The sequence below is a fragment of the Methylibium petroleiphilum PM1 genome (assembly GCF_000015725.1).
Taxonomy (GTDB): Bacteria; Pseudomonadota; Gammaproteobacteria; order Burkholderiales; family Burkholderiaceae_C; genus Methylibium; species Methylibium petroleiphilum.
Map to the genome: position 1 here is coordinate 2,516,443 of NC_008825.1, position 23,961 is coordinate 2,540,403.

23 protein-coding genes and 1 pseudogene are annotated in these 23,961 nt (G+C 65.7%); 19 read left to right on the forward strand and 5 right to left on the reverse strand.

Annotation, left to right across the window (positions count from 1 at the left end):
- The first annotated feature begins 222 nt into the window (after positions 1-222).
- The 4 genes and pseudogenes from MPE_RS11850 to MPE_RS23310 all read left to right on the forward strand — a co-directional run.
- Positions 223-459 carry a hypothetical protein gene (locus tag MPE_RS11850; protein WP_011829940.1) on the forward strand — a complete coding sequence of 79 codons (237 nt, stop codon included), beginning with the start codon at positions 223-225 and terminating at the stop codon, positions 457-459.
- Between the two features lie 26 nt (positions 460-485).
- Positions 486-878, forward strand: coding sequence for a hypothetical protein (locus tag MPE_RS11855; protein WP_011829941.1), 393 nt, complete (start codon positions 486-488; stop codon positions 876-878).
- Positions 879-1,128: 250 nt separating this feature from the next.
- Positions 1,129-1,845 (forward strand): DUF5983 family protein, encoded by a 717-nt coding sequence (locus MPE_RS11860; RefSeq protein ID WP_041929664.1) that lies wholly within the window; start codon positions 1,129-1,131, stop codon positions 1,843-1,845.
- Positions 1,846-2,099: 254 nt separating this feature from the next.
- Positions 2,100-2,282, forward strand: a pseudogene (locus tag MPE_RS23310) (GTPase); the annotation flags it as partial.
- Here MPE_RS23310 and MPE_RS11870 read toward each other — a convergent pair.
- Positions 2,269-2,721: a MerR family transcriptional regulator gene (locus MPE_RS11870; RefSeq protein ID WP_202796698.1), complete on the reverse strand. Its 453-nt coding sequence runs from the start codon at positions 2,719-2,721 to the stop codon at positions 2,269-2,271. The pseudogene MPE_RS23310 and the gene MPE_RS11870 overlap by 14 nt on opposite strands.
- 92 nt (positions 2,722-2,813) lie before the next feature.
- On the opposite strand from MPE_RS11870, the gene MPE_RS11875 reads away from it, so the two are divergent.
- The 15 genes from MPE_RS11875 to MPE_RS11945 all read left to right on the forward strand — a co-directional run bounded on the left by MPE_RS11875 (position 2,814) and on the right by MPE_RS11945 (position 20,450).
- A complete protein-coding gene (locus MPE_RS11875) occupies positions 2,814-4,775 on the forward strand; it encodes a cytochrome c/FTR1 family iron permease (RefSeq protein ID WP_011829945.1) in 1,962 nt (653 codons plus the stop codon).
- 75 nt (positions 4,776-4,850) lie between these two features.
- On the forward strand, positions 4,851-6,053 hold the full coding sequence (locus MPE_RS11880; protein ID WP_011829946.1) for a DUF3703 domain-containing protein: 1,203 nt from the start codon (positions 4,851-4,853) through the stop codon (positions 6,051-6,053).
- The gene (locus MPE_RS11885; RefSeq protein WP_011829947.1) at positions 6,050-6,652 is read left to right on the forward strand and encodes a cation efflux transmembrane domain-containing protein; all 603 of its coding nucleotides are present in this window, start codon (positions 6,050-6,052) and stop codon (positions 6,650-6,652) included. Before MPE_RS11880 ends, MPE_RS11885 begins: the two co-directional genes overlap by 4 nt.
- A gap of 74 nt (positions 6,653-6,726) precedes the next feature.
- Positions 6,727-7,992: a TolC family protein gene (locus tag MPE_RS11890; protein WP_011829948.1), complete on the forward strand. Its 1,266-nt coding sequence runs from the start codon at positions 6,727-6,729 to the stop codon at positions 7,990-7,992.
- 8 nt (positions 7,993-8,000) lie between these two features.
- Complete coding sequence (locus tag MPE_RS11895; RefSeq protein WP_202796699.1) at positions 8,001-8,930, forward strand: efflux RND transporter periplasmic adaptor subunit; 930 nt, start codon at positions 8,001-8,003, stop codon at positions 8,928-8,930.
- Between the two features lie 10 nt (positions 8,931-8,940).
- On the forward strand, positions 8,941-12,123 hold the full coding sequence (locus MPE_RS11900; protein WP_041930124.1) for an efflux RND transporter permease subunit: 3,183 nt from the start codon (positions 8,941-8,943) through the stop codon (positions 12,121-12,123).
- A gap of 39 nt (positions 12,124-12,162) precedes the next feature.
- Positions 12,163-12,756 (forward strand): MAPEG family protein, encoded by a 594-nt coding sequence (locus tag MPE_RS11905; protein ID WP_011829950.1) that lies wholly within the window; start codon positions 12,163-12,165, stop codon positions 12,754-12,756.
- A 122-nt stretch (positions 12,757-12,878) separates the two neighbouring features.
- Complete coding sequence (locus MPE_RS11910; RefSeq protein WP_011829951.1) at positions 12,879-13,442, forward strand: CREC-EF hand family protein; 564 nt, start codon at positions 12,879-12,881, stop codon at positions 13,440-13,442.
- 643 nt (positions 13,443-14,085) lie between these two features.
- Positions 14,086-14,637 carry an STY4534 family ICE replication protein gene (locus MPE_RS11915; RefSeq protein ID WP_010792166.1) on the forward strand — a complete coding sequence of 184 codons (552 nt, stop codon included), beginning with the start codon at positions 14,086-14,088 and terminating at the stop codon, positions 14,635-14,637.
- Between the two features lie 55 nt (positions 14,638-14,692).
- Entirely contained in the window at positions 14,693-15,304 is a 612-nt protein-coding gene (locus MPE_RS11920; RefSeq protein ID WP_011829953.1) for a DUF3275 family protein, read from the forward strand.
- 89 nt (positions 15,305-15,393) lie between these two features.
- Positions 15,394-15,759, forward strand: coding sequence for a hypothetical protein (locus MPE_RS11925; protein ID WP_011829954.1), 366 nt, complete (start codon positions 15,394-15,396; stop codon positions 15,757-15,759).
- Positions 15,760-15,843: 84 nt separating this feature from the next.
- The gene (locus MPE_RS11930; protein ID WP_011829955.1) at positions 15,844-16,494 is read left to right on the forward strand and encodes a hypothetical protein; all 651 of its coding nucleotides are present in this window, start codon (positions 15,844-15,846) and stop codon (positions 16,492-16,494) included.
- Positions 16,495-16,559: 65 nt separating this feature from the next.
- Positions 16,560-17,669, forward strand: a complete 1,110-nt coding sequence (locus MPE_RS11935) for a DUF6094 domain-containing protein (protein WP_011829956.1) — start codon at positions 16,560-16,562, stop codon at positions 17,667-17,669.
- A gap of 102 nt (positions 17,670-17,771) precedes the next feature.
- Positions 17,772-18,077, forward strand: a complete 306-nt coding sequence (locus tag MPE_RS11940) for a hypothetical protein (protein WP_011829957.1) — start codon at positions 17,772-17,774, stop codon at positions 18,075-18,077.
- A 99-nt stretch (positions 18,078-18,176) separates the two neighbouring features.
- A complete protein-coding gene (locus MPE_RS11945; RefSeq protein ID WP_011829958.1) occupies positions 18,177-20,450 on the forward strand; it encodes a helicase-related protein in 2,274 nt (757 codons plus the stop codon).
- A 195-nt stretch (positions 20,451-20,645) separates the two neighbouring features.
- Here MPE_RS11945 and nucC read toward each other — a convergent pair whose 3' ends face one another.
- Genes nucC through MPE_RS11965 form a run of 4 tightly spaced genes read right to left on the reverse strand, consistent with a single transcriptional unit; the run spans position 20,646 to position 23,805 of the window.
- Positions 20,646-21,371, reverse strand: coding sequence for a CBASS effector endonuclease NucC (gene nucC / locus MPE_RS11950; RefSeq protein ID WP_011829959.1), 726 nt, complete (start codon positions 21,369-21,371; stop codon positions 20,646-20,648).
- Positions 21,372-22,319, reverse strand: coding sequence for an ATP-binding protein (locus tag MPE_RS11955; protein WP_011829960.1), 948 nt, complete (start codon positions 22,317-22,319; stop codon positions 21,372-21,374). It abuts the gene before it with no gap.
- Positions 22,319-22,834 carry an HORMA-1 domain-containing protein gene (locus MPE_RS11960; RefSeq protein WP_011829961.1) on the reverse strand — a complete coding sequence of 172 codons (516 nt, stop codon included), beginning with the start codon at positions 22,832-22,834 and terminating at the stop codon, positions 22,319-22,321. Before MPE_RS11960 ends, MPE_RS11955 begins: the two co-directional genes overlap by 1 nt.
- Positions 22,835-22,839: 5 nt before the next feature.
- Positions 22,840-23,805: a CBASS oligonucleotide cyclase gene (locus tag MPE_RS11965; protein ID WP_011829962.1), complete on the reverse strand. Its 966-nt coding sequence runs from the start codon at positions 23,803-23,805 to the stop codon at positions 22,840-22,842.
- Between the last annotated feature and the right edge of the window lie 156 nt (positions 23,806-23,961).

The following is a 23,961-nucleotide window of genomic DNA, read 5'->3' on the forward strand; positions in this document are numbered from 1 at the left end:
GAAGCTCACCCTCATGCGTTGCTGACCGTCGTCAGCGGCATGCCCTGGCAGTCTCGGTCTTCAAGACTGCAACGCGGTTCGCCGCGTTGACCGATCCAGTCCGCTTCGCATCGCCCACCGCGGACGCTCGCCGGCCTGGCGACGATGCACTTTTCTCAACCACCCGAGGGGAACCCCATCCCCTGTGGGATGCGTGCTCCCCGACCCACCAAGGAGCACGGCATGTCTGAACCTTCCGCATCTTCCTCTGCAACCGCAGTGCGCAGTGGTGCGCTGGCGCTGGCCTGGACCGGCAAGCGTTTGCCGCTACAGGTGCTGCGCAGCGCGGCCGGCCAGTACATCGGCACGCAAGACGACGAAGGCCCGGTATCGCGGGAGTCCGTCGAGTATTTCCCCACCCACCTCGCAGCACAGCGCGCCCTGGATACCCATGCCTGGACGCAGCGCGCTCAGCCCTGATTCCCCACCCTTCAAGGAGTCCTCTCATGAATCTGTCTTTGCCCGAAGACGTGCTCGATCAGATGGCGCTGGAACAGGCGCACTTCGACGCTGCACCGCAGGCCTTCTTCGAGGCCTGGAAGCGCGGCGCGCAGATCGCCGGCCACGAGTGGTTCGGCGACGGCACACGCGAAGGTCTGCAGCGTGCCACCACCAAGTGGGATCTGCGGCCCAACATGCTGATGCTCAACGACGCCCTGGGCGTGCTGAGCAGCGGTCAACGCATGTTCCTGTCCGCGATGGTGAGCTTCTACAACGCCCGCGAGGGTGGCGCGATGCTCAAGCGTTGCGGCTTCGAGGGGCTGTCCGACTTCGGCGGCCTCGATCTGGAACGGCGCCAGGTCATCGCTGACCTCACGCTGCACTACAACGGCTGGTGAGCCGCGCCTGGCAACCCACCGTCCTTTCATCCCACCCCACGAGGGACATGCGTCCCCGTTCGGGGCCATGTCCCTCCTTCTTTTCGCAGGAGCGGCCATGTCCCGAATCAGCATCTTCCACTGACCCGCACCGCCCGCCACCAGGGCGGCCCGATGCCGCGGCCGGCTGACCGGCTGCCACTTCATCCACCTACTGGGGTTCAATCCCCGGCAGGGGATTGCCTCGGCCATCCTCTGCTGGAGGAATCCCATGTCCCATTCCAACAATCCCTTCGTCCGCGGCTACGATGGCCTGTCCGTGCAGCGGCTGCTGGCGATTTCCTACGACGACGACTGCCCGCTGAGCTATCTGCCGCTGCACGTCTCGCAGTCGCACCTGCCGGACAGCCAGGTCGAGCGCCATGCCTGCGTCTTCTGCGACGACTTCGCGCTGATCACCGAGGGCCAGATCGTGCCGCCCGAGCTGGACGCGCAGTGCCCCAGCCACGGCATCGCCCGAAACCTCGTCTACGCCGTCATGGCCGAAGAAGCCGGCCAGCCGCTGCACGTCGGCGATACCTACTCCGAGGAAGCCGCGCGCGAGGTGGTACGCCGCCTGCGCTTCGAGACCGGCTTCTTCAGCCGTGCCTGGGAAATCAGTTCGGCGCACATCACCGAGGAGGCCGGTCGCTTCCTCGCCGAACTGGCGGACATCGCCACGCCGAGCGGCTTTCTGTTCGTCGCCTTCCGCATTCCCTACAGCCCGGCGGTCGGCGTGAAGCTGATCGCCACCTCCTGGACGGATGCGAACCTGCAGCATGTCGAGGGCATCACGGCCGAAGAGCTGCGGCAGGAGCACCGGGCCAAGGGCGTGCCGGAATCCTTCGTGGAAGTGTTGCACCTGGCTGCGCTCGCTGACGTTCGCATGTTGGTGTTCGATGCCGACGCGCCCGTGCTGGACGGGCTGACGCTCTACGACGACGAGTAACCCGCAACCCATTCGAGCCCCCACGTCGGGGCTCTTCTTTTTCATCGAACGCGGTGGCGCCCGCCGTTTTCGGAGGACAGTTGCCCGAGATGTCCGACGTCCATGGCGCTTCCCTGATACCCAGGCCAATCCATGACCCATCAGCAATGCAGGGCGGCGATCAGCGGACAGGAAACATTGCCTTGATGCGCATGGCACTCACCAACCAGCGTGGATAAGGCTGCCTCGATCCGGCTCAGGTCGGACAGCTTGGCGCGACACTGGGCTTTCACATCGACCCGAAGCCTTTCGAGGGCAAGGTCATCGCCACCACCGACGAGGCCATCGTCGTCAAGACGGGACGAGCCGAGTTCGCGGTGCTCGATCGCACGCTCGTGACCGAAGTGCCCGACGAAGGCGCCAAGGTGCAGGTCGAACCCTATTTCAGATGCCGCTTCGGCGTAGCGCACCAAGGTCATGGGTGGCATCCGATCCTGCGCACGCCTCGCCCGTGTGCCGCAGCGCTCCGAGGATGGTGCACGTCCCGCGCTCGCCGCCGGCGCATTGGGCGATCACCCGATCCAGTTCGCCAGCCATGCGGGTCAACGCCTGAATCCGCTGATGGATGTCGGCCAGGTGCGCGCGGGCCAGTACGTCGACATCGCCACACGAGAGGCTCGGATCGTCATTCAGCCGCAGCAGGCTGCGGATCTCCTCCAAGCTGAACCCCAGTTCGCGACCGCGGCTGATGAACCGCAGCCGCTCGACATCGGCCGGCGTGAACGCGCGGTAGCCGCTTCCGGTCCGTGTCGGTCGTGGCATCAGCCCGACACGCTCGTAATAGCGGATGGTTTCTAGGTGGCAACCGCTGGCGGCGGCGGCTTCACTGATTTTCATTCGCATTCCACTTGACCCTGTAGTGGCTACGGACTTTACGCTGTGTATGTCCTCGCTGCCACCCCGGCGGCGACCCTGCTGCGTTCACGTCCATGCCCCTACTGTTTGCCTGGCATCGTTTGAACCTTTTTATCCTTCTGGTCGGCTGGGCCGCATTACTGCCGGCTCATGCCGATTTGCCCCAGGCCAACCCGCGCCAGACCTGGCAGATGCTCGACTACATCGCGGTGGACTACGCCGGCGCGGTCCAGGGCGGCCGCGTCGTGGCCCCGGGCGAGTACGCCGAGATGCAGGAGTTCGCCGGCGCGGTGCGCACGCAACTGGCGGCATTGCCCGCCACGCCCAAGCAACCCGCGCTACTGGCCCAGGCCGAGCGGCTGGTTGCCGCCGTTGCCGCCAAAGCCGAACCCGCGCAGGTCGCCACGCTCGCACGCGGACTGGCCGATGACCTGCTGGCCAGCTACCCCATCGGCGCGGTGCCCGCTTCGCCGCCGGAACCGGCGCGAGCCGCGGCGCTCTATGCCCAGCAGTGTGCCGCCTGCCACGGTCCGACGGGTCACGGCGATGGCCCCGCCGCAGCCGGGCTGGATCCGCCGCCGATCGCCTTTGCCGACGCTGGCCGCGCCGACCAGCGCACGCCGCTGGCCCTGTACGAAGTGATATCGCAGGGTGTGCCGGGCACCAGCATGGCGAGCTTCGCCGGCCTGCCCGAGAACGATCGCTGGGCGCTGGCGTTCTACGTGGGCAGCCTGGCCTATTCGCCGCAGGCCCGTGCGGACGGCGAGGCCTTGTGGCGCCAGAACGGGGAGCTGCGTGGACGCATCCCCTCGCTGGAAGCGCTGACCCGTACCCGCGAAGCCGACCTCGCCGCGGCGCTGCCTGCCGCGCAGGCCCACGCCATCGTCGCCTACCTCCGATCCCGTCCGCAGGCGGTGACCGAACCGGTGGCGGGGGCCGGTCCGTTCGCGTTGGCCCGCCAGCGGCTGGCCGAGAGCGAGCGTGCCTATATCGCGGGTGACGCGACGCAGGCCACGACACTGGCGCTGTCGGCCTATCTGGACGGGGTGGAGCCGGTCGAGCCGACGCTGGCCGCACGCGATGTCGAGCTGCTGCGCGAAATCGAAACCACCCTGGCCCGCTACCGCACCCAGTTGGGCCGCCGCACGGCGCCGGCGGACCTTGCCACGCAGAAGGCGCAGATCAACGCGCTGTTCGATCGCGCCGAAGCGGTGCTGGCCGACACGCACCTGGACACCACCACGGCGTTCCTCGGCAGCTTCACGATCCTAGTTCGGGAAGGGCTGGAGGCGCTGCTGATTGTCATCGGCATGATCGCGTTCCTGCGCAAGGCCGAACGCCGCGAAGTGCTGCCCTACGTCCATGCCGGCTGGGTCGGCGCCTTGCTGGCCGGTGCGGCGACCTGGGCGGTGGCCACCTATCTGGTCGACATCAGCGGCGCCAATCGCGAGGTGACCGAAGGCGTGTCGGCGCTGTTCGCCGCCGCCGTACTGCTCAGCGTGGGCATCTGGATGCATCAGAAGAGCCTGGCCGGCCGCTGGCAGCAATACCTGCACGCGAAGCTGTCGGCCGCATTGACGCGGCGTTCGGCGATGTTCCTGTTCGTGCTGGCCTTCGTCGCGGTGTACCGCGAGGTGTTCGAGACGATCCTGTTCTACATCGCGATGTGGAGCGAGCAAGCCTCCGGCGCCATCGTCGCGGGCCTGCTGGTCGGCAGTGTGGTCCTCGCCGCGGTGGCGTACTGGATGCTGCGCGTGAGCAGGCGCCTGCCGATCGGCCAATTCTTCTCGATCAGCTCGATCCTGATCGCCGTACTGGCGGTGGTCCTGGTCGGCAAGGGCGTGGCCGCGCTGCAGGAAGCAGGTTGGGTGCCGCAGGCGCTGATCGCGGGACCGCGGGTCGAGTGGCTTGGCGTCTATCCGTCCTGGCAGTCGCTGCTCGCGCAGCTGGCGGTGGCGACGGCGGCCGTGGTCGGCTTTCTGTTCAACGCTCGTGCCGTGCCGGCGTCCGCACGCACGCGACCGTCGAATTCGTGAAGGGCCTGCCATGAGTGGATGCCAATGCGGTCACACCGCCCTAACGCTGATCCCGATGCCAACGAAGGAGAGCTCATGCACCTCGCCACGCTGATCCGCTATGGCAGCTATCCGTTCGTCATGGTGTTGGCCGCTCTGGTAGCTGGCGCCGTCGCGATAGCAATGTTGCCACCATGGCCGACGCTGCCGCTGATGGCGGCCACCGGCATTGCCGCCGTGGCTTGGCTCGAACGCGTGCAACCGTATGAAGCCGCATGGCGGCGCGATCATGGTGATCTGCGCGCCGACGTATTTCACGGCGTCGCCAACTTTGCCCTGCTCGCGGGCACCGCGCTGGCGTTGCATGCACTGCGCGATCGCGTGCCCGTTACGTCGGTCTGGCCGACGAACTGGAATGGCTGGCTGCAGCTGCTGCTGGCCGGGGCCATCATCGATGCCGGGTTGTACGCCATGCACCGGCTCAGCCATTGCTATGCGTGGACTTGGCGCCTGCACGCCATCCATCACAGCGCCGAACGCCTGTATTGGCTCAATGGCGAACGGCGCCATCCGCTGAGCGCGCTGCTGATGGCTGGTCCCGGCCTGGTGGTGAGCGTAGGGCTTGGCGCACCCGCGTACGTGCTCAGCGCGTGGCTGGGGTTGCTCAGCGTGCAGCTGGCCTTCCAGCACGCCAATCTCGATTACCGCGTGGGTCCGCTGCGGCGCTGGCTGGGCGTGGCCGAAGTGCATCGCTGGCACCACAAGCGCGAATACGAGGACGCGCAGGTGAACTTCGGCGAGTTCTTCATGGTGTGGGACCGGCTGTTCGGCACGTTCCTCGACCGCCCCGACACCCTGCGCGCCGGCGATGTGGGGCTGCGCGAGGAGGTCATGCCCACGGACTATCTGGGGCAGTTGGCGTGGCCATTCCTGGCGCACGCATCCGATGGTGAGCGCGCCGCTGCGGTGGCGACCGTCTTTGCCGCGTCCCTGTCCGATGGTTACGCCGCGCTGGACGCCGGCGATCTGCAGGCGGCATATGCGACCTTCGAGCGCGCACACGTATTGGGTCAGACCCGCACCATGCGCCACGTGTGCACACACATTGCCTTCTGGCGCTGGGCGCGCCGCGCGGGTGACTGGCGCGAAGCGCTCGGCCAGCTACTCCGCATTCCGGCCGCGCTGTTGTTTACCTGGGTGTGGATGCCGCGCGGCAACACCGGCGGTGCCCGCGTCGGCGCGTTGCGCTCGCTACCGATTCCCGATGACCTACGCCCCTACCTGGAACCTTCCCGATGAGCGATTGCGGCTGCCACCACGAAGCTAAAAATGCACAGGAGCGAAAGATCCTGCGGATCGCCTTAGTGCTCAATGCCGCCATGGCGGTGGTCGGCGGCGTCGCCGGCTGGATCGCCGAGTCCACGGGCCTGCTCGCCGATGCGTTGGACATGCTGTCGGATGCGACCGCCTATGCGATCGGTCTGATCGCGATCGGGCGCACGGCGCGTTTCAAGGCCAACGCGGCGCTGCTCAGCGGCAGCGTGCTGTTGCTGCTCGGCCTGGGCGTGCTGGTCGAAGTGGGACGCCGCGTGCTCTACGGCGCCGAGCCCTTGAGCGGCTGGATGATGGGGACCGCGCTGGTGTCGCTGGCGGTGAACTTCACCGTGCTGCGCATGCTCGCGCCGCTGAAGTCAGGTGAGGTGCACCTGCGCGCCACCTGGTTGTTCACGCGCGCCGATGTGGTGGCCAACCTCGGCGTCATTCTGGCGGGCGCCTTGGTGTGGTGGCTGGCCTCGCCGTATCCGGACTTCGTCATCGGCACCCTGATCGGGTTGTACGTGATCAAGGAGGCCGTGGAGATCCTCGGCGACGCGCGTCGGGCCCGCGTCAGCTCATGAGGCGAGACTTCTACGCGCGGTCACGGCGCCAGTGGCTACAGAAATTTGCTGGCCTCATTCCTCGGGAGCACTGCATGCGGTTCCTATTCGCGGCCGCGTGGCTGCTGTCCAGCGCGGTGATCGCGCCGGCCAACGCCACCGAGCGAATGACCTTGGACGAGGCGATTGCGCGTGTTGCCGCAACGCACCCTGACCTGCGCTGGGTCGACGCCCGCGCCAAGGTGCTTGAGGCCGAACGTGAGCGGTCGGCGCAACGCCCGCCCTGGGTGCTTGGCGCCGAGATCGAGAATGCGTTCGGCACCGGCGAAACCCGCGGCATGGACGGCGCCGAGTTGACGCTGAGCCTGGCCTCCGTCCTGGAGCGCGGCGGCAAGCTCGATGCGCGGCGCGCCTTGGCGCAGAGCCGCATCGACGCCCTGGCCGTGCAACGCGAGACGCGCCGCCTGGACCTGCTGGCGGAGACGGCACGGCGTTACCTGGCCGTGGTGGCCGCGGATCGTACCCGCAGCCTCGCCGCGCGGGATGTCGAGCAGCGCCAGCGCACCGTGGCCGCCGCACGCCACCGCCTGCAGGCCGGTGCGTCGCCCGAATCGGTGCTGTTGACCGCGCAAGCGGCACTCGCCCGGGCCGAACTCGCCCGCGACCGCGCCGCGCAACAGTTCGCGGCCGCACGGCAGCACCTGGCCGCGCTGTGGGGCGAACGCGCTCCCGCGTTCGAGGCGCTGGCCGGCGATCCGCTGGCGCTGCCGGCCATCGCGCCGGTCGAGGCTCTGGTGAGCGAGCTGGAGCGCACGCCGGAGCTGGCCCAGTTCGCCGACGAACGACGCGTCGGCGAGGCGCGCCTGCGGTTGGCGCAGTCCGCCGCGGCACGCGATCTGGACTGGCAGGTCGGCATCCGCCGCCTGCAGGACAGCGGCGAAACCGCCTTGGTCGCCGGCGTTTCGCTGCCGTTGGGCAGCCGCGCACGTGCCGAGCCGGAGATCCGCGCGGCACAGGCCGAACTGGAGGCGCTGTCGATCGAACGCGAAGCCAAGGGGCTGTCGTTGTACTCGACGCTGGTGGAGGCCCACGGCCGCTACACCGTGGCGCAAGCCGAAGTCGTCCGCCTGCAGCGCGACGTGTTGCCTAGGCTTGCACGCGCCGAACAGGCGGCCGAGCGCGCTTACCGCGCCGGCGCCATCAGTTACCTCGAATGGGCGCAACTGCAGTCCGAGCAGACCGCCGCCCGGCAACAGCAGCTCGACGTTGCGCTCGATGCGCAACGCGCCCTCATTGAAATCCAGCGACTGACCGGTCAGCCCTTCGTGCAGCCGGCCGGTGTTTCCGGAGTAACCCCATGATCCGACCCTTGGCCACCGCCTTCGCCATTGCGGTGCTGTTGAGCGCCTGCAGCCCCTCCAAATCCACCGGCACCGAAGCGGCCGAATCGCACGAAGCCGACGAGCACGGCGAGGAAATCCCGCAGCAAACAACGATCCCGGCCAAGACCGCGGCGGCGGCGGGCATCCGCGTCGCGGCGGTCGGCCCGGGCGAGATTGCCGACGAACATGAGGTGCAGGGATTGCTGACCCCCATCGATGGGCGCGTCGCGCAAGTCACGGCCCGCTTCCCGGGTCCGATCCGTTCCGTGCGCGCACAACCGGGGGATCGTGTGCGCCGCGGCCAGGTGCTGACGACCGTGGAAAGCAATCTCAGCCTGACCACGTATGCGATCGCCGCACCGATCGACGGCGTGGTGATGGCGCGGCAAGCCGCCGTCGGCATGACCGCGGCCGAAGGTGCGCCGCTGTTCGAAATCGCCGACCTGTCGACGTTGTGGGTGGACTTGCACATCTTCGGTGGCGACGCCCAGCACATTCGCGCCGGCGCGCCAGTGACGGTCACGCGGTTGAGCGATGGCGTCACGGCGACGACCACGCTCGAACGCGTGCTGCCCGGCACCGCGACCGTGAGTCAAAGCACCGTGGCCCGCGCGGCGCTGCCCAACGCCGACGGCCAGTGGCGACCGGGCTCCGCCGTCAAGGCGCGCATCACGGTGGACCGCCAGCCGGTGACGCTGGTGGTGCCGGTGACAGCGCTGCAGACCGCCAAGGATCAGGACGTGGTCTATGTGCAACAGGGCGATGTCTACCGCACGCGTCCCGTGAAGCTGGGGCGGCGCGACGCCGAGCGCGTGGAGGTCGTGGATGGGTTGAAACCGGGCGAGCGCGTGGTCATCGCGCAGAGCTTCCTGGTCAAGGCGGACATCGAAAAGTCCACCGTCGAAGAAGAGGAGTGAGATCGCGATGATGCTCGAACGCCTCATCCGCTTCTCGATCCGACATCGCTGGTTGATGCTGGTGCTCACCGGTGCGCTCGTCGCGCTGGGCGTGTGGAGCTACCGGCACCTGCCGATCGACGCCACGCCCGACATCACCAATATCCAGGTCCAGATCAACACGCAGGCCCCGGGCTATTCGCCGCTGGAGGCCGAGCAACGGGTGACTTTCCCGATCGAGACCGCGATGTCGGGCCTGCCGCGGCTGGACTACACGCGCTCGCTCTCGCGGTATGGCCTGTCGCAGGTCACGGTCGTGTTCGAGGATGGCACCGACCTGTATTTCGCGCGGCAACAGGTCGCCGAACGCCTGCAGCAGATTGCCTCGCAATTGCCCGAAGGCCTCGATCCCGAACTGGGACCGATCTCGACCGGACTGGGCGAGATCTTCATGTACACGGTGGAAGCCAAACCGGGTGCGCGCAAACCCGATGGCGGCCCGTACACCGCCACGGACCTGCGCACCCTGCAGGACTGGGTGATCCGTCCGCAGCTGCGCAACACGCCGGGCGTGACCGAGGTCAACAGCATCGGCGGCTATGAACGGCAGATCCACATCACGCCCGATCCTGCGCGGCTGGTTGCGCTCGGGCTGACTTTGCGCGACGTGCTCGCCGCGATCGCCCGCAACAACCAGAACCTGGGCGCCGGCTACATCGAGCGCAACGGGCAACAGTTCCTGGTGCGCGTCCCGGGGCAACTGGTGGGCCTGGACGCGATCGGCAACATCGTCCTGGACCGGCGCGAAGGCGTGCCGATCCGGGTGCGCGATGTCGCCACCGTGGGCGAAGGCAAGGAACTGCGCACCGGCGCGGCGACGCAGAACGGCCACGAGGTCGTGGTCGGCACGACCTTCATGCTGTTCGGGGCGAACAGTCGCGAAGTTTCGCGCGCCGCCGCCGCAAAGCTGGAGGCCGCCAACGCGAGTCTGCCCGAGGGCGTGCACGCCCAGCCGGTGTACGACCGCACCGTGCTGGTCGACCGCACGATCCACACCGTGGCCAAGAACCTGATCGAAGGCGCACTGCTGGTGATCGTGGTGCTGTTCCTGTTGCTGGGCAACGTGCGCGCCTCGCTGGTTACCGCCGCGGTGATCCCGTTGGCGATGCTGTTCACCATCATCGGCATGGTGCGCGGTGGGGTGTCGGGCAACCTGATGAGCCTGGGCGCGCTCGACTTCGGCCTGATCGTCGACGGCGCGGTGATCATCATCGAGAACTGCCTGCGCCGTTTTGGCGATGCGCAACATCGGCTCGGACGCGTGCTCAGCGAGGAAGAACGTTTCGACCTCACCGCCAGTGCCACCGCCGAGGTCATTCGCCCGAGCCTGTTCGGCCTGGGCATCATCACCGCGGTCTACCTGCCGATCTTCGCCCTGACCGGGGTCGAAGGAAAAATGTTCCATCCGATGGCGATCACCGTGGTGCTGGCGTTGACCGGCGCAATGGTGCTGTCGCTCACCTTCGTGCCGGCGGCCATCGCGGTGTTCCTGCGCGGCCGCGTCGCCGAACACGACAACCGGCTGATGGCGTGGGCGCGGGCGCGCTATGCCCCGATGCTCGCCTGGGCCTTGCGTCGACGCATCGCGGTGCTGGTTGGTGCCGGCGTGCTGGTGCTGGTCAGTGGCGTGCTGGCCACGCGTCTGGGCGCGGAATTCGTGCCGAGCTTGGACGAAGGCGACATTACCTTGCAGCCGATGCGCATCCCGGGCACCGGGCTGGAGCAGTCGGTCACGATGCAAAAGACGCTGGAACTGCGGATGAAGCAATTCCCCGAAGTGGCCAACGTGTTCTCCAAGATCGGCACGGCCGAAGTCGCCACCGATCCGATGCCACCGTCGATGGCCGATACCTTCCTGATGCTCAAGCCGCGCGAGCAATGGCCCGACCCGCGCAAGCCCAAGGGCGAGCTGATCGAGGAACTGGAAGCCGCCGCCCGCGAAATTCCCGGCAGCAACTACGAGTTCACCCAGCCCATCCAGATGCGCACCAACGAGCTGATCTCGGGCGTGCGGTCGGACGTGGCCGTAAAGGTCTATGGCGACGATCTGGCGCAGCTGGCGCGACTGGCCAGCCGCGTCGAACGGGTGATGCGCAAGGTGCCGGGCGCGGAGGACGTCAAATCCGAACAGGTGACGGGCCTGCCGCTCCTGACGGTCACGCCGGATCCGGCCGCGCTGGCGCTGTACGGGCTCAATCCCGGCGATGTTCAGGAAACGGTCGCCACGGCGGTCGGTGGTTCCGTCGCCGGGCAACTGTTCGAAGGCGATCGCCGCTTCGACCTCGTCGTGCGCTTGCCGGAAGCCTTGCGCCAGGATCCCGCGGCGCTGGCCGACCTGCCCATTCCGTTGCCGGACGGAGCGCAGCCCGACGAATCGAGCCATGAGGCGTCGTGGGCCGCCGGCGCCCCGCGCACGGTGCCGCTGCGCGAAGTGGCACGCATCGAGGTGCAACGCGGTCCCAACCAGATCAACCGCGAGAACGGCAAGCGGCGGGTGGTCATCACCGCCAACGTGCGCGAGCGCGACTTGGGTAGCTTCGTCGGCGAGCTGCGCACGCGCATCAACCGCGACGTGCGATTGCCGGAAGGCTACTGGGTCGATTACGGCGGCACTTTCGAGCAGCTGATCTCCGCCAGCCAGCGCCTGGCCATCGTCGTGCCCGTGACCCTCGCGCTCATCTTCGCGCTGCTGTTCATGGCCTTCGGTTCGGCGAAGGATGCGGCGATTGTGTTCAGTGGCGTGCCGCTAGCCCTCACTGGCGGAATCATTGCCCTTGTGCTGCGCGGCATTCCTCTGTCGATCTCCGCCGGCGTGGGCTTCATCGCGCTGTCTGGTGTCGCGGTACTCAACGGCCTGGTGATGATCGCCTTCATCCGGAAGTTGCGCGAACAAGGCGATCCGTTGGACAGCGCGATCGTAGATGGCGCCCTGGGTCGCTTGCGCCCGGTGATGATGACCGCGCTGGTCGCGTCGCTGGGATTCCTGCCAATGGCGCTGAATGTCGGTGCGGGCTCGGAAGTGCAGCGGCCGCTGGCGACCGTGGTGATCGGCGGGATCGTCTCCTCAACACTGCTGACCCTGCTGGTACTGCCAGCGCTGTACCGGTGGTGGCATCGGGATACCGAGACCACCGAAGAGCTGCTGCATGGTTGAGCCGCCGAGCACGGCCACACATTCTGGGAGGATAGTGCCATGGGGACATCGCCGTCCGATCAGTCTCGCGTCAGCGCACTCACAGGAGGGGCGGTTGATCTGGCTCGCCAGCGGCGCGCCTTGTTCAAGGTGGCGGGGCTGGCCGTGCTGACCTGTGGCATCGGCTTGGCCGCGGGATTCCTCTTGCTTCCGCGGTTCATCGCATTTCCTGAAGCGCTGAGCGACCGACTGGTCTTCTGGGCTCGCCTGCAGGTGTTTCTCCTGGTGTGGGTGGCGCTGGGCGTGGGGGGCGTGTCGCGCGGCCGGCGCCAGTCGGCGCAGGACATCCGCGGCTCGGCGTTCGGTCCGCCCAGCCCGCGTCTGGCGATCCGGATCGCGTTCCTGCAGAACACCCTGGAGCAGGCCGTGCTCGCCAGCGGCGCCTACCTGGCGCTGGTCACGCTGCTCACGGGGCCAGCGCTTTCGCTTCTCGTCAGTGCAGTGATTCTGTTTGGAATCGGCCGGGCGGCATTTTTCCTGGGGTACGCGAAGGGAGCGCCGGGGCGAGGCTTCGGTTTCGTGCTGACGGTGCTCCCGACCCTGTTGGGTTATGGATTGGCCATCGCCCTCATGGCCCGTGCGGGGCTAGGGTAGCCAGGCGGGCTTTGTCGTGCACGGATACAAGTACCGGACCAAGGCATTCCATTGACCCAGATCAATCCACCTGCCGGGAAAGGAGCTACTTTTGTAGCGCGTCCCAATCCGGAGAGCCGATCATGGGCAAGTTGACCAGCAAGCCGATCTCCTTGGCGCTTGGCGCCACCTATGTGCTCGCGGGCATGAACACGTACGCGGGCGGATTCCAGATGACCGACCTTCCGGCGGGCTACATGTTGGCCGCCGCGCAGGGCACTCAGGCGACGCAGCCCGCCCAAGCTACCGACCGTCGCCGCTATGAGGGGCACTGCGGCGGCGTGCATGGCGAAGGCATGTGCGGAGCGCGCGCCTTCGACATGATGGAAGGCAACAAGGACGGCAGCCTGACCCGGGACGAGTACGTCAACTGGCACGACAAGAACTGGTCCGATGGCTCCTGCGGTGCCTGCATGGGCATGCCGGCAGGACGCGGTCACGACGACATGTGCGGGCCGCAGGGATACGACATGATGGATACGGACAAGAACGGCAAGCTCACCAAAGACGAGTTTGTGAGCTGGCACGACAAGAACTGGTCCGATGGCATGTGTGGCGCCTACATGAAGATGCCGCACGGCCGCTGTGGTGAAGGCATGTGCGGGGGAACCGATGAGATATGGGGGGCCGGCGTTATGCACGCATGAGGAGGGGCCATCGGCGCGCGATGAGTTGTTGCCCCGGCCTCCCTTCGACGAGGAGACTCTATCGCCTGCGCTGGCAGGCGCAACCGACTTCTGACATTTCGTGCGCTCACCTTCTGAGAATGACATCAGGTCTGCGGTGACGATCGGGGAAGAATGAACCTCGATGCGACAACTCCATCTCCCTGACTGCCCACTCTGGTAGCACCTGACCAGTGGCTTGCCATCAAGCCGCTACTGGCCAAGCGGGAGAACGACAGGTCGCTCAGGCGGGGACGATCATGCAAAGATTCAAAAATCAGTGAGTCGCCCCACGCGTTACCGCGCATCGTCACCGAGGCCACACCAATGCGGACAGCCGCGAGTGCCGATTGCCGCTCGCCTGCGCACCGTCCTGGCGCCACGCTTCCGGCCATGTTCCGCTGACGTCCGTCAGCGACATGCCCAGGCAGCCACGATCTTCAAGGCTGCGACGCGGTTCCGACCGCGTTGATCACTCCAGTTCGCACCGGCATCCAAGCGCGAACGGCCATCGGTTCTCGATGGCGATGCCTCCAAGCTGTTCCATCAACCCACGCGGGGGTTCCACACCTTCCCCGCCTTGGGTCGGGTGTGTCTCCGCCTCATTGTTCCCAGGAGATTCACCATGACCACTTCCACCGAAAAATCCTACTTCGATCTGCACATCACCGGCCTCGGGTATCTCAATCGCATCCGCGAAGTGAAGCCCAAGAAAGGCGATGCGTTCCTGGCCTGCGACATCGCGGCTCTGAACGGTCCCAGCGATGACGTCTCGTATGTGCGTTTCGACACGCGCGTATCGGGTTCGGAAGCGCAGCACCTGGTGCGCCGCTGCATTCAGGCGGTCGACGCCGAGAAGAAGGTGATGATCGGCTTCCGCTTGGGCGACCTGTGGACCGACACCTTCACCTACTCCAAGGGCAAGCGTGCCGGCGAACAGGGGGTGAGCCTCAAGGCCCGCCTGCTGTTCGTCAGTTGGATCAAGGTCGACGGCAAGCTCGTCTACAAGGCCGAACCCAAGCCGACCGAGACCGACGAGCGCGACCCGGAAGTCCCTGTGACGTCCGACGCGCCCGCCGCGCAGCAAGCCTCGGCACCGGAGCCTTCCAGGCCCGTCGCCGATGCTGCCGACGACGCTGCCGATGCCCCCGCATTGGCCGTTGCCGAGTCGTTCTGATCCGCAAGGCCCCATCCCCGGGGCCTTGTCTTCTCTTCGTCCGCAGGAGACCTTCATGATCACCATTCCCGGCCAACTGGCCATCAAGACCATCCACGGCAGGAACGGCGACTTCAACGTCGGCCGCCTGGCGACCTCGATCGGCGAGTTCGTCGTGAAGAACGCCGAACTCGATCAGTACCGCGAGGGCAAGTACGACGGTGATTTCGTCATCGTCGAGATTCGTCCCTCCACGTACAACTCCAACGGCCGCATGGTCATCGAGATCCGCGCCCATCTGGGCGGGATGACGCTGTCCAACATCGACGCCCTGAGCCGCGACGAAGCCCGCCGGCTGAGTCCGCAGGAAGTCGATCCGATCGACGAGGAGGCGCAGGCGCCCGTGCCGGCAACGCCCCCGGCCAAGCCGAAGGCGAAGCCGCGCAGTCCGCGCGATCCCCTGGTCGATACCACGCCGTTCGGCAGCGAACCGGCTCCCGTGTCCGCTGCGGCCTCGGCCGAGGCAGACGACGCGGCGCTGTTCGGTGCCTTGTGGCCCCTGGGCGAGACCGTGAAGCTCGATGCGACCGTGGATCGTCGTGTGCTGCGCCAGCAGCGCGACCGTCTCGACAAGCTGGGCTACGAGTTCGCTCCGTTATCCCAGGACTGGCACCTCCAAGCTGCCTGATCCATCCGCCGCCTTGCGCGGCATACCGCCACCCGCCGGGGCTCTCCCCCGACGGGGAGGGCTCCGGCCTTTTCTTCAAGGAGACCCTCATGGGCTGGACCTTCGTTCGTCAGACGCGCGATCAGATGATCCGCGAGCTGCTCGCTCCGCAGGCGTCCGAACGCGCTTGCTGCGAAGTCATCGACCACACGCTGGACGGCGACGTTCTGTGGACCGTGGTTCGCGTCACCGCCAGGCAGGCGGGCGTCATGGGCCTCGCGGCCGGTGAGTCCGTCTGCTACATCGGCTGCCATCTGCTGGAAAGCTCGGGCGGCGATTGGGGCTACAAGTCCCTCGATGAGTCCGTGCATCCGTACTACTACTCGTGCCCGCTGCGCTATCTCGACATGGCGCCGGTGCAAAGCTCCGAGTGGCGCGAGCGGGTTCACCGCTTCCACGCGGGGCGCGCTGTCTAGCGGCACGCATCTTCCTTCACCCAACCGGGGCGAGCACGGCCCCGCGGGCTGTGGTTGCTCCTTCATTTCCAAGAGGACATCACCATGCCTGCACCTTCTTCCGCGAAACCGCTGTACCGCATCGACGAATGCCCCGACCTTATGGCCGACGGTTGCGTCGGTGACGAGCAGGGCAATCTCGTCTTTCTCTCGATCTGGGCGCGCGACACCGCCGTTCAGGAGTTCCTCGCCCGCCTGACCCTCGGCCGGGATGAACAGGGACTGGATCAGTTCCACGTCATCACCGAGCAGGGCGCTTCCATCCCGGTCTTCGTCGGCAACGTCGAGAACCTGGAAAAGCGCATCACCCGCGCCTATCGGCGAACGCTGTTCGGTTCGCTGACGAATGTGTGGCTGTTCGATCGTCGCAGCGTGAAGCCAGACAAGGCCAACGCCAGCGCGCTGGCGCTTCTGCCCAGGGATTCCGCTCACCGGCTCGACCGGCTGTGGACGCTGGTGCAGGACACCTGCCCGCTGCCACTGCTCGGCCACTGGCGCGACACCGTGCTGGAGCTGTTGCAGACACGACGGATGCTGACCGGTCTTCCCTTGGCCCTCGGGCCGCTGGAAGGCCATCGGCTGGCCCTCGATGTCCCGGCGCTGACGAAGGCGTTGGGCGAGCTGATCCGCAACGGCACCCTCGGCGCTACGCAGTACGAACTGGCCGCGAACGCACCGCTTCGGCGTGTGGCGTGAGCCATCCCCACGGGCATGCGCGCCGCGCGTGCCCGCCTTCCCTCATCCATCACCAGGAGAAATCCATGGCACTCATGTTTCCGCGCCTGGCGCGCAATTTCATTCGTAACGGCTACTTCCCCACCGACGAGCCGACGCTGGAGCGGGCCTTGTCCGCGCTGGCGCCGTCTCTCGGCGCCATGTCCATCCTCGATCCCTGCGCCGGCGAAGGCGTGGCGATCGCCGAAGCCGCCCACGCCCTCGGGCGCGAGCAGGTCCAGGCCTTCGCCGTCGAGTACGACGCCGAGCGTGCCCGCCACGCACGGAAACTGGTCGATCGCTGCATCCACGGTGACCTGATGGACACGCTGATCTCGCGCCAGTCCTTCGGGCTGCTGTGGCTGAACCCGCCATATGGCGACCTGAGCAAGGACGTGAACGGCAACATCGGCTATCAGGGCCAGGGCCGTGCGCGGCTGGAAAAGCTGTTCTATCAGCGTGCGCTGCCGCTGTTGCAGTACGGCGGCGTGTTGATCTTCATCGTGCCGTCCTACGTGCTCGACGCCGAGCTGGTCGGATGGCTGACGCGCCACTTCGCCGACCTGCGTATCTACCGTGCGGTGGAGACGCAGTTCAAGCAGGTGGTGATCTTCGGTCGCAGGATTCGTCAACGCGACCAGGCATCGGAGTCGGTCAAGGCCGTGCGCGGTCTGCTGCTGCAGATCGGACAGGGTGACGCTGAAGCTGAGGAACTGCCGCTCGAATGGCCGTTCCTGCCGTACACCGTCCCTGCCAGCCCGGCCGAGCCGGAGCACTTCTATCGCGTGACGATGGAGCCCGAGCAGTTCGCCGATGAAGTCGGCCGGCTGCAAGGACTCTGGCCGGAGCTCGATATGCACCTGGGCGCCGCGCAGCAATCGCTGCGTCCGCCCGCGCGGGCCTTGTCGCACTGGCATCTCGCCCTGGCTCTGGCCGCAGGCGCGATCTCCGGCGTAGTGAAGTCCAAGAGCGGGCGCGTGCTCGTCGTCAAAGGTGATACCCACAAGGAGAAGACCCTCCAGACGGAATACACCGAACGCGACGACGGCTCCGTGGCCGAGACGCGCATCCTCACCGACAAGTTCGTGCCGGTCATTCGTGCATGGGACTTGACGCTGGGCTCGCCCACGTGTGGCGAAGTGTTGACCATCCGCTGATCGCTGTTCCCTGACGGTTCGCCGTCGCTTTCATCCACCCACCGGGGTCATGTCGCCCCGATGGGGGTGCCGTGGCCCCTTCTTCCAGAAGGAGAAACCACCATGGCACTCGCAGTCCTCAACCTCACGTCACAAGCACGCTTTTCGCCCGGGCAGGTGGTCATGACCGCCGGCGTCGACGAGCTGGTCCGACAGGGCCGGCTCAACCCCACGCCGTACCTGCGCCGCCATCTTCATGGCGAATGGGGCGACCTGAGCGACAGCGATCGGCGGCAGAACGACGCCGCGCTGAAGTCCGGCGAGGATCGTCTGTTCTCGTCCTACCAGGTCACGCGCGACCTGAAGCTCTGGATCATCACCGAATGGGATCGCAGCGTCACCACACTGCTGCTGCCCAGCGAATACTGATCCGCATCCAGCGGTCTCGCGCCGCTTCGTTCTTCCCACCCAGGGGCATGTCACCGCCCCGTGGGGGAGGTGCATGCCCCATTGCCTTGGAGCATCACCATGTCCCTCGATCTTGAAACTGTTCCCGAAACCGCCGTGCAGGGCGACCTGCTCGAAGCGGCCGCTTCACCCCTCACGCTCAGCCTGCAGGACTTCGTATCGGAGTTCGGCGACGAGCTGCTCGATTCGCTCAACCGCGCCAATCCTCCGGTCTACACCGGCCAGGTGCGGGTGCATCGGCAACTGATCCTCGCCGCGCTCAAGCGCAAGCTGTTCCCGGCGCAAGCCGATGTGGTCCATGCCGTCACCGAGCTACTGGTCGACCGCGGCGAACGCGCCGCGATCGTCAATGGCGAGATGGGCTGCGGCAAGACGACGGTGGGTATTGCCACCGCCGCCGTGCTCAACGCCGAAGGCTACCGCCGTACCCTGGTGCTCTCGCCACCCCACCTGGTCTACAAGTGGCGGCGCGAAATCCAGGAGACGGTGGCCGGTGCCAAGGTCTGGGTGCTCAATGGCCCGGACACACTGGTCAAGCTGCTGAAACTGCGTGAGCAGTTGGGCGTGCCGGCCCATGGCCAGGAGTTTTTCGTCCTGGGCCGCGTGCGGATGCGGATGGGGTTCCACTGGAAACCTGTCTTCGTTCAGCGGTGCACGCTTCACGGCGACGTGGGGGCCTGCCCGGATTGCGGGCATGTCATCACCGACCTCGACGGCGAGCCGATCAACCCGGTCGAGCTGGAAGCCGAGGAGTCCCGCCGCAAGTGCAGCCACTGCCGTGCACCGCTGTGGTCGTTGATCCGTCCCAGAGGCCTGTCCGCCAGCGACCAGTCCTCGACCGTGCTCAAGGCACTGAAGCGTATTCCGACCATCGGGGAAGTCACCGCGCAGAAGCTGATGCAAAAGTTCGGTGACGCCTTCCTCGCGTCGATGCTCGGGGACAACATCCACGAGTTCATCAACCTGATGGATGGCAACGGCGAGCTGGTCTTCTCGGACCGGCAAGCCCATCGGATGGAACGTGCGATGGCCAACATGGAGTTCGGCTTCGGCGAGGGCGGCTACCAGCCGTCCGAGTTCATCAAGAGGCAGCTTCCCCAAGGCACGTTCGACCTGCTCATCGCCGACGAGGCACACGAGTACAAGAATGGCGGCTCCGCACAGGGCCAGGCCATGGGGGTGTTGGCGGCCAAGGCGCGCAAGACGCTGCTGCTCACCGGCACGCTGATGGGCGGCTACGGCGACGACCTGTTCCACCTGCTGTTCCGCGCCCTGCCGGGGCGGATGATCGAAGACGGCTACCGGCCGACGAAGAGCGGCAGCATGACCTCGGCCGCGATGGCGTTCATGCGCGATCACGGTGTCTTGAAGGACATCTACTCCGAGAGCACTGGCACGGCGCACAAGACGGCCAAGGGCACCAAGGTATCGGTGCGCACGGTCAAGGCGCCGGGCTTCGGTCCGAAGGGCGTACTGCGTTGCGTCCTGCCGTTCACGGTCTTCCTCAAGTTGAAGGACATCGGTGGCAACGTGCTGCCGCCCTACGACGAGGAGTTCCGCGAAGTCGCGATGGACACGGCGCAGGCCGCGGCCTACCGCGATCTGGCGGGTCGGCTGACCCAGGAGCTGAAGCAGGCCCTGGCGAAGCGCGACACGACGCTGCTCGGTGTCGTCCTCAACGTGCTGCTGGCCTGGCCGGACTGCTGCTTCCGGTCGGAAACGGTGGTGCATCCGCGCACGCGCAACACCCTGGCCTTCGTACCGGCTCAGTTCAACGAGCTGGAGGTGATGCCCAAGGAACGCGAGCTGATCGAGATCTGCAAGCAGGAGAAGGCAGAAGGTCGCAAGACCCTGGTCTATTCGGTCTATACCGGCACGCGCGACACCACGTCGCGTTTGAAGGTGCTGCTGGAGCAGGAAGGCTTCAAGGTGGCGGTACTGCGCGCGAGCGTGGATGCCTCCCGCCGCGAGGACTGGATCGCCGAGCAGTTGGACCGTGGCATCGACGTGCTCATCACCAATCCCGAGCTGGTGAAAACCGGCCTGGACCTGCTGGAGTTCCCGACCATCGTGTTCCTCCAGTCCGGCTACAACGTGTATTCGCTGCAGCAGGCCGCCCGGCGCTCATGGCGCATCGGCCAGAAGCAGCCGGTGCGCGTGATCTACCTGGGCTACGCCAACTCCTCGCAGATGACCTGCCTGGGGTTGATGGCCAAGAAGATCATGGTGTCGCAGAGCACATCGGGCGACGTGCCCGAATCCGGACTCGATGTCCTGAACCAGGACGGCGACTCGGTGGAGGTGGCACTGGCCCGGCAGTTGGTCGCGGTCTGACCTGTTTACGTGAGCCGACTCCCCGTAAGGGCTGTCGGCTCTTTTTCTGGCCGCTTGCCGATGTGCGAGCCAAGCTGGTCAATCAAGTAGGGGGGACGCCGACGGGCTCCGGACGACCGCTTGGGCCGGGCCACCGCCGGGCTTGCTTACTCTGATAATTCCTACGAATGGCTATCCAGTTTGATGGGCATATGACTATTTCATGAGCCACTGCCCATAAGCTTCCACATCGATCATGGGAACTGTCCCACTGAACTGAAGTCGGGAAATCAACTTGAACAGAAAGGCCGTCGCTGGTTTGTTCTCGTTGATGTAGCTGTACTCGCCCGTAGCATGGTCGAGAAAAAAGTGGCCGTGAGCAGCTACGCACCCGATGTCCAGTCGCCCGTCCTCTAAGTCGGCGGTCAGAGCTCGGTCGAAGGATTTCCCCAGTGCAGGGCTCCATTCACTCTCAAAGGTAAGCAATCCGCCCAAAATGGGAATGAGAGGCTTGGGAGGGTAAGTCCCTCCCGCATGAGGAATTGGCAAGCTGGTCCGATGCAAGCTGCGGACGCTAGCAACCTTTTGCTGTGCATAAGCCACCAGATTGGCGTCTGCCGTCTGCTTGGCCTCGAATACGGCATATACGCTCTCGGCTGGGATGATGGTCTCATTCTCGTAAGTGAAGATGAAGGGCGAGTACTGCCGATCGAAGATCACCACATCGATCTGCTGGCTGAAGTTCCCGAGACTGTCCACCACATGCGCCTTGGCGGCCTGATAACGCTTCGGCAAGTACGTATCCAGCATGCTGATCCAGACGTTTTCACTTGCATCGCCTTTCGTTCCTGGATGGCCAAATGTCTTGCGGACAGTAGAAAGGCGCTGCTGGATGTCTTCATGCAAAGAGGAAAGAAGCTGGGAGAGCGACCACTGAGACATTTAACACCCCCTTGCCGTGGAGTCTTTGAACGGCGGAGTCGGCGCCATCGCGCGGGCCAGTTCGATGGCACGGGATGGCTTTATGGGCCCCTGAGGGTAGGCGTCCAGCACGATCGCGGGTAGCAGGCGCTGCGTGAGGTCCGAGTAGGTAAAGCCGTAAGGGCGTTTGGCCTGCTCGCCCGTGGCCGCCACCAGGGATTGCAGATCGGCCTTGCCAAAGCCAGCGTCGCCCAGGCGCCGGTGAAGGACCTCAAGTCGCTGAGCTTCGTCAGGTCGCTCGAATACGAGGATGTCGGCCGCGCGTCGGCGCACGGCCGGGTCCAACGCGTTGAGGCGGTTAGTGCACATCAGCACAGCGGCCGGCAGGTGGCCGTTGGCCAGCCGGTCGATCCCGCGGATGAACGCATTCACGCCCGCGCGATCTTCATGATGCATCTGATCGGCTTCTCGGGATTGCGCGAGCGCATCGGCCTCATCAACCAGCAGTATCACGCCTCCGCGTGATCGACTGCCCCTGGAGGACTTGACCTTGCTTGCTTCATGGAAGGCGTGGTCGAACGCCGCCGAGACGAGTTGGGTCATCTCGCCGACACGGCCTTGCCCCCGAGAAGACAGGCTGAGCGGTAGCAGTGTGATGTCGATCCCTTCTTGCCGCGCCACCATGTCACCGATCGTTTCGGCGAGTTCGGTCTTTCCGGAGCCCACATCGCCGGAGAGCACTACCAATGGGGGCCGGCGCAGCACGGCGTCGAGCAATCCTGTCGAATGAGCGTGGTGCTGGTCGAGCCATTCCTTGAGACCTGCGGGGTTGATGAGAACAGCGAGAACGTTACTCAGACGACGGATCTTGTCGTCCATTCCGACCAGCTTGGCCAGACGGCTCTGGGCGTCGGCATCTGGCAAAGTGATGGGGCGTTCGAACAGCCCCGGCGTGCTGGTAGTGGTCATCAGTAGCTCCTGACACTGGCGCGGCCCAAGGCGCGGCCGCCGGATGAATACGTCTTGTCGTCGGCGAAGTAGCCTCCGCTGACCGATGGCTCGGGCGCTCCCGTGCGTTGGACGGGCAACTGCTGCTTGATGGCTTCGCGCTGCGCCAGCGTGAGTGCATCCCAGGCAGAGCTGTAGGTGAGATAGCTGTAGAACGACGCTCCTGCCACGTTGGTGCCGGGGCGAACGCGGCCCGGATCGTCATCCATGCCGTCTCCAGCCAGTTCACGGGCCGTGTAGCGCAGGGTCGGCTCGATCCATTCGCCATCGCGCTTGAAGCCATAGGTCACCGTGTCGAGATAGCCTTGACGCAAGAGCTCCGTGATCTCGCCTTCGAGTCGCTCGATGAAAGCATCGTCGGGGGCATGGTAGAAGCGCTGCATTCGCTTCAGGTCGGCTGCCACTTTCGCCGCCAGGTGCCTGGCATGCGTCAAGGTGAACGCCTTGGTCTCGGTGGTGGTGTAGGCGTAACTCATGGTGTTCACCCTTGGAAAGAGGAGCCGAAGACCTTCTGCCAGTAGTGCACGGTTAACTCCTTGGTAGGTGCCTTCAGTGCGGCGTCGATGGCGTCGCCAGCGTCCAGCGCCGCGTCTACGATCGCGGCGGCATTCTGGGCGGTGTACAGCCGCGCAACGTTGTTGGACGCATTGATCGGGTCGATGATCTGCACACGGTCCGCGCTGGGTGCCACCGTCGAGGCCTGGTAGTAGTCCTCGAACACGATGCGCTCGCTCAGGTTGCTCTCTGCGACGTATGTGAAGAAGGACTGCAGCGCTTCGGGGTAGTCCGAAAGATCGGTGCCGTTGTCTGTCAGCTTGGCCAGGATCATTTCGATCATGAACGACTTGAAGCGGAATCCGTCGTGTTCCTGCTTCATGCGACGTGCCCAGTACTTGATCAGCCGCACCACCTGCGCGAAGTGCGTGGGCTGCGCTTGCTTGCGCTTGCGGGCGCACTCCAGGTGTAGCGGAATGCTGGTTTCCAAGAACGAGCCGTCGTCCTGGCTGATGAGGTTGCCGCGCCAGTCGGGTAGGCCGGCGTACAGTACGGGTACGACATCCACGTTCAATCCGGTTCCGCGGAAGTTCACCGTGACCGAGTAGGTCTGGGGCTGCACCTGTTCGGGGCTGAAGTTGGGAAACGCCTTGCGCAGCTTCTCGGCAAGGTAGTTCAGCAGGGCCTGGAGGTCGTGAGGCGCATCGGAGCCGCTGATATAGACGGCCACGTCGATGTCGTTCAGCGAGCGCAGTGCCGTGCCCTTCGCCAAGCTGCCGGACAGCAGCATTTTCTTCAGCGCGAAGTCCGGATGCTCCGCGAGGTAGCCCTCCAGCTTTTCGCGCAGTCGGCGCGCCTGTGCCCGGAACTCATCGGCCTTTTCCTTGGGCAGGTTGACGCGTTCCTCGGCAAAGCGGACGAGGTCGCGGTGATCGACGTGAGCTCTGGACATGTGGACATGCTCCTTCGGTGATTGGGCCGGGCTGTCCGATCAGTCCTTGTGATCGCGCTCAGAGCGCCGGCAGAAAAAGTTCGGCATCGTGAACTTGTCGTGATGTTACACCCGTTTCCTCGGTTGTCAAACAAAAAGTTCGGTACCGTGGTATTC

Bases quoted from the DNA above. Each gene is read 5' to 3' on its own strand.
- MPE_RS11850 (WP_011829940.1), top strand. From the start codon at position 223: ATGTCTGAACCTTCCGCATCTTCCTCTGCAACCGCAGTGCGCAGTGGT.
- MPE_RS11855 (WP_011829941.1), top strand. From the start codon at position 486: ATGAATCTGTCTTTGCCCGAAGACGTGCTCGATCAGATGGCGCTGGAA.
- MPE_RS11860 (WP_041929664.1), top strand. From the start codon at position 1,129: ATGTCCCATTCCAACAATCCCTTCGTCCGCGGCTACGATGGCCTGTCC.
- MPE_RS11870 (WP_202796698.1), bottom strand. From the start codon at position 2,721: ATGAAAATCAGTGAAGCCGCCGCCGCCAGCGGTTGCCACCTAGAAACC.
- MPE_RS11875 (WP_011829945.1), top strand. From the start codon at position 2,814: ATGCCCCTACTGTTTGCCTGGCATCGTTTGAACCTTTTTATCCTTCTG.
- MPE_RS11880 (WP_011829946.1), top strand. From the start codon at position 4,851: ATGCACCTCGCCACGCTGATCCGCTATGGCAGCTATCCGTTCGTCATG.
- MPE_RS11885 (WP_011829947.1), top strand. From the start codon at position 6,050: ATGAGCGATTGCGGCTGCCACCACGAAGCTAAAAATGCACAGGAGCGA.
- MPE_RS11890 (WP_011829948.1), top strand. From the start codon at position 6,727: ATGCGGTTCCTATTCGCGGCCGCGTGGCTGCTGTCCAGCGCGGTGATC.
- MPE_RS11900 (WP_041930124.1), top strand. From the start codon at position 8,941: ATGCTCGAACGCCTCATCCGCTTCTCGATCCGACATCGCTGGTTGATG.
- MPE_RS11905 (WP_011829950.1), top strand. From the start codon at position 12,163: ATGGGGACATCGCCGTCCGATCAGTCTCGCGTCAGCGCACTCACAGGA.
- MPE_RS11910 (WP_011829951.1), top strand. From the start codon at position 12,879: ATGGGCAAGTTGACCAGCAAGCCGATCTCCTTGGCGCTTGGCGCCACC.
- MPE_RS11915 (WP_010792166.1), top strand. From the start codon at position 14,086: ATGACCACTTCCACCGAAAAATCCTACTTCGATCTGCACATCACCGGC.
- MPE_RS11920 (WP_011829953.1), top strand. From the start codon at position 14,693: ATGATCACCATTCCCGGCCAACTGGCCATCAAGACCATCCACGGCAGG.
- MPE_RS11925 (WP_011829954.1), top strand. From the start codon at position 15,394: ATGGGCTGGACCTTCGTTCGTCAGACGCGCGATCAGATGATCCGCGAG.
- MPE_RS11930 (WP_011829955.1), top strand. From the start codon at position 15,844: ATGCCTGCACCTTCTTCCGCGAAACCGCTGTACCGCATCGACGAATGC.
- MPE_RS11935 (WP_011829956.1), top strand. From the start codon at position 16,560: ATGGCACTCATGTTTCCGCGCCTGGCGCGCAATTTCATTCGTAACGGC.
- MPE_RS11940 (WP_011829957.1), top strand. From the start codon at position 17,772: ATGGCACTCGCAGTCCTCAACCTCACGTCACAAGCACGCTTTTCGCCC.
- MPE_RS11945 (WP_011829958.1), top strand. From the start codon at position 18,177: ATGTCCCTCGATCTTGAAACTGTTCCCGAAACCGCCGTGCAGGGCGAC.
- nucC (WP_011829959.1), bottom strand. From the start codon at position 21,371: ATGTCTCAGTGGTCGCTCTCCCAGCTTCTTTCCTCTTTGCATGAAGAC.
- MPE_RS11955 (WP_011829960.1), bottom strand. From the start codon at position 22,319: ATGACCACTACCAGCACGCCGGGGCTGTTCGAACGCCCCATCACTTTG.
- MPE_RS11960 (WP_011829961.1), bottom strand. From the start codon at position 22,834: ATGAGTTACGCCTACACCACCACCGAGACCAAGGCGTTCACCTTGACG.
- MPE_RS11965 (WP_011829962.1), bottom strand. From the start codon at position 23,805: ATGTCCAGAGCTCACGTCGATCACCGCGACCTCGTCCGCTTTGCCGAG.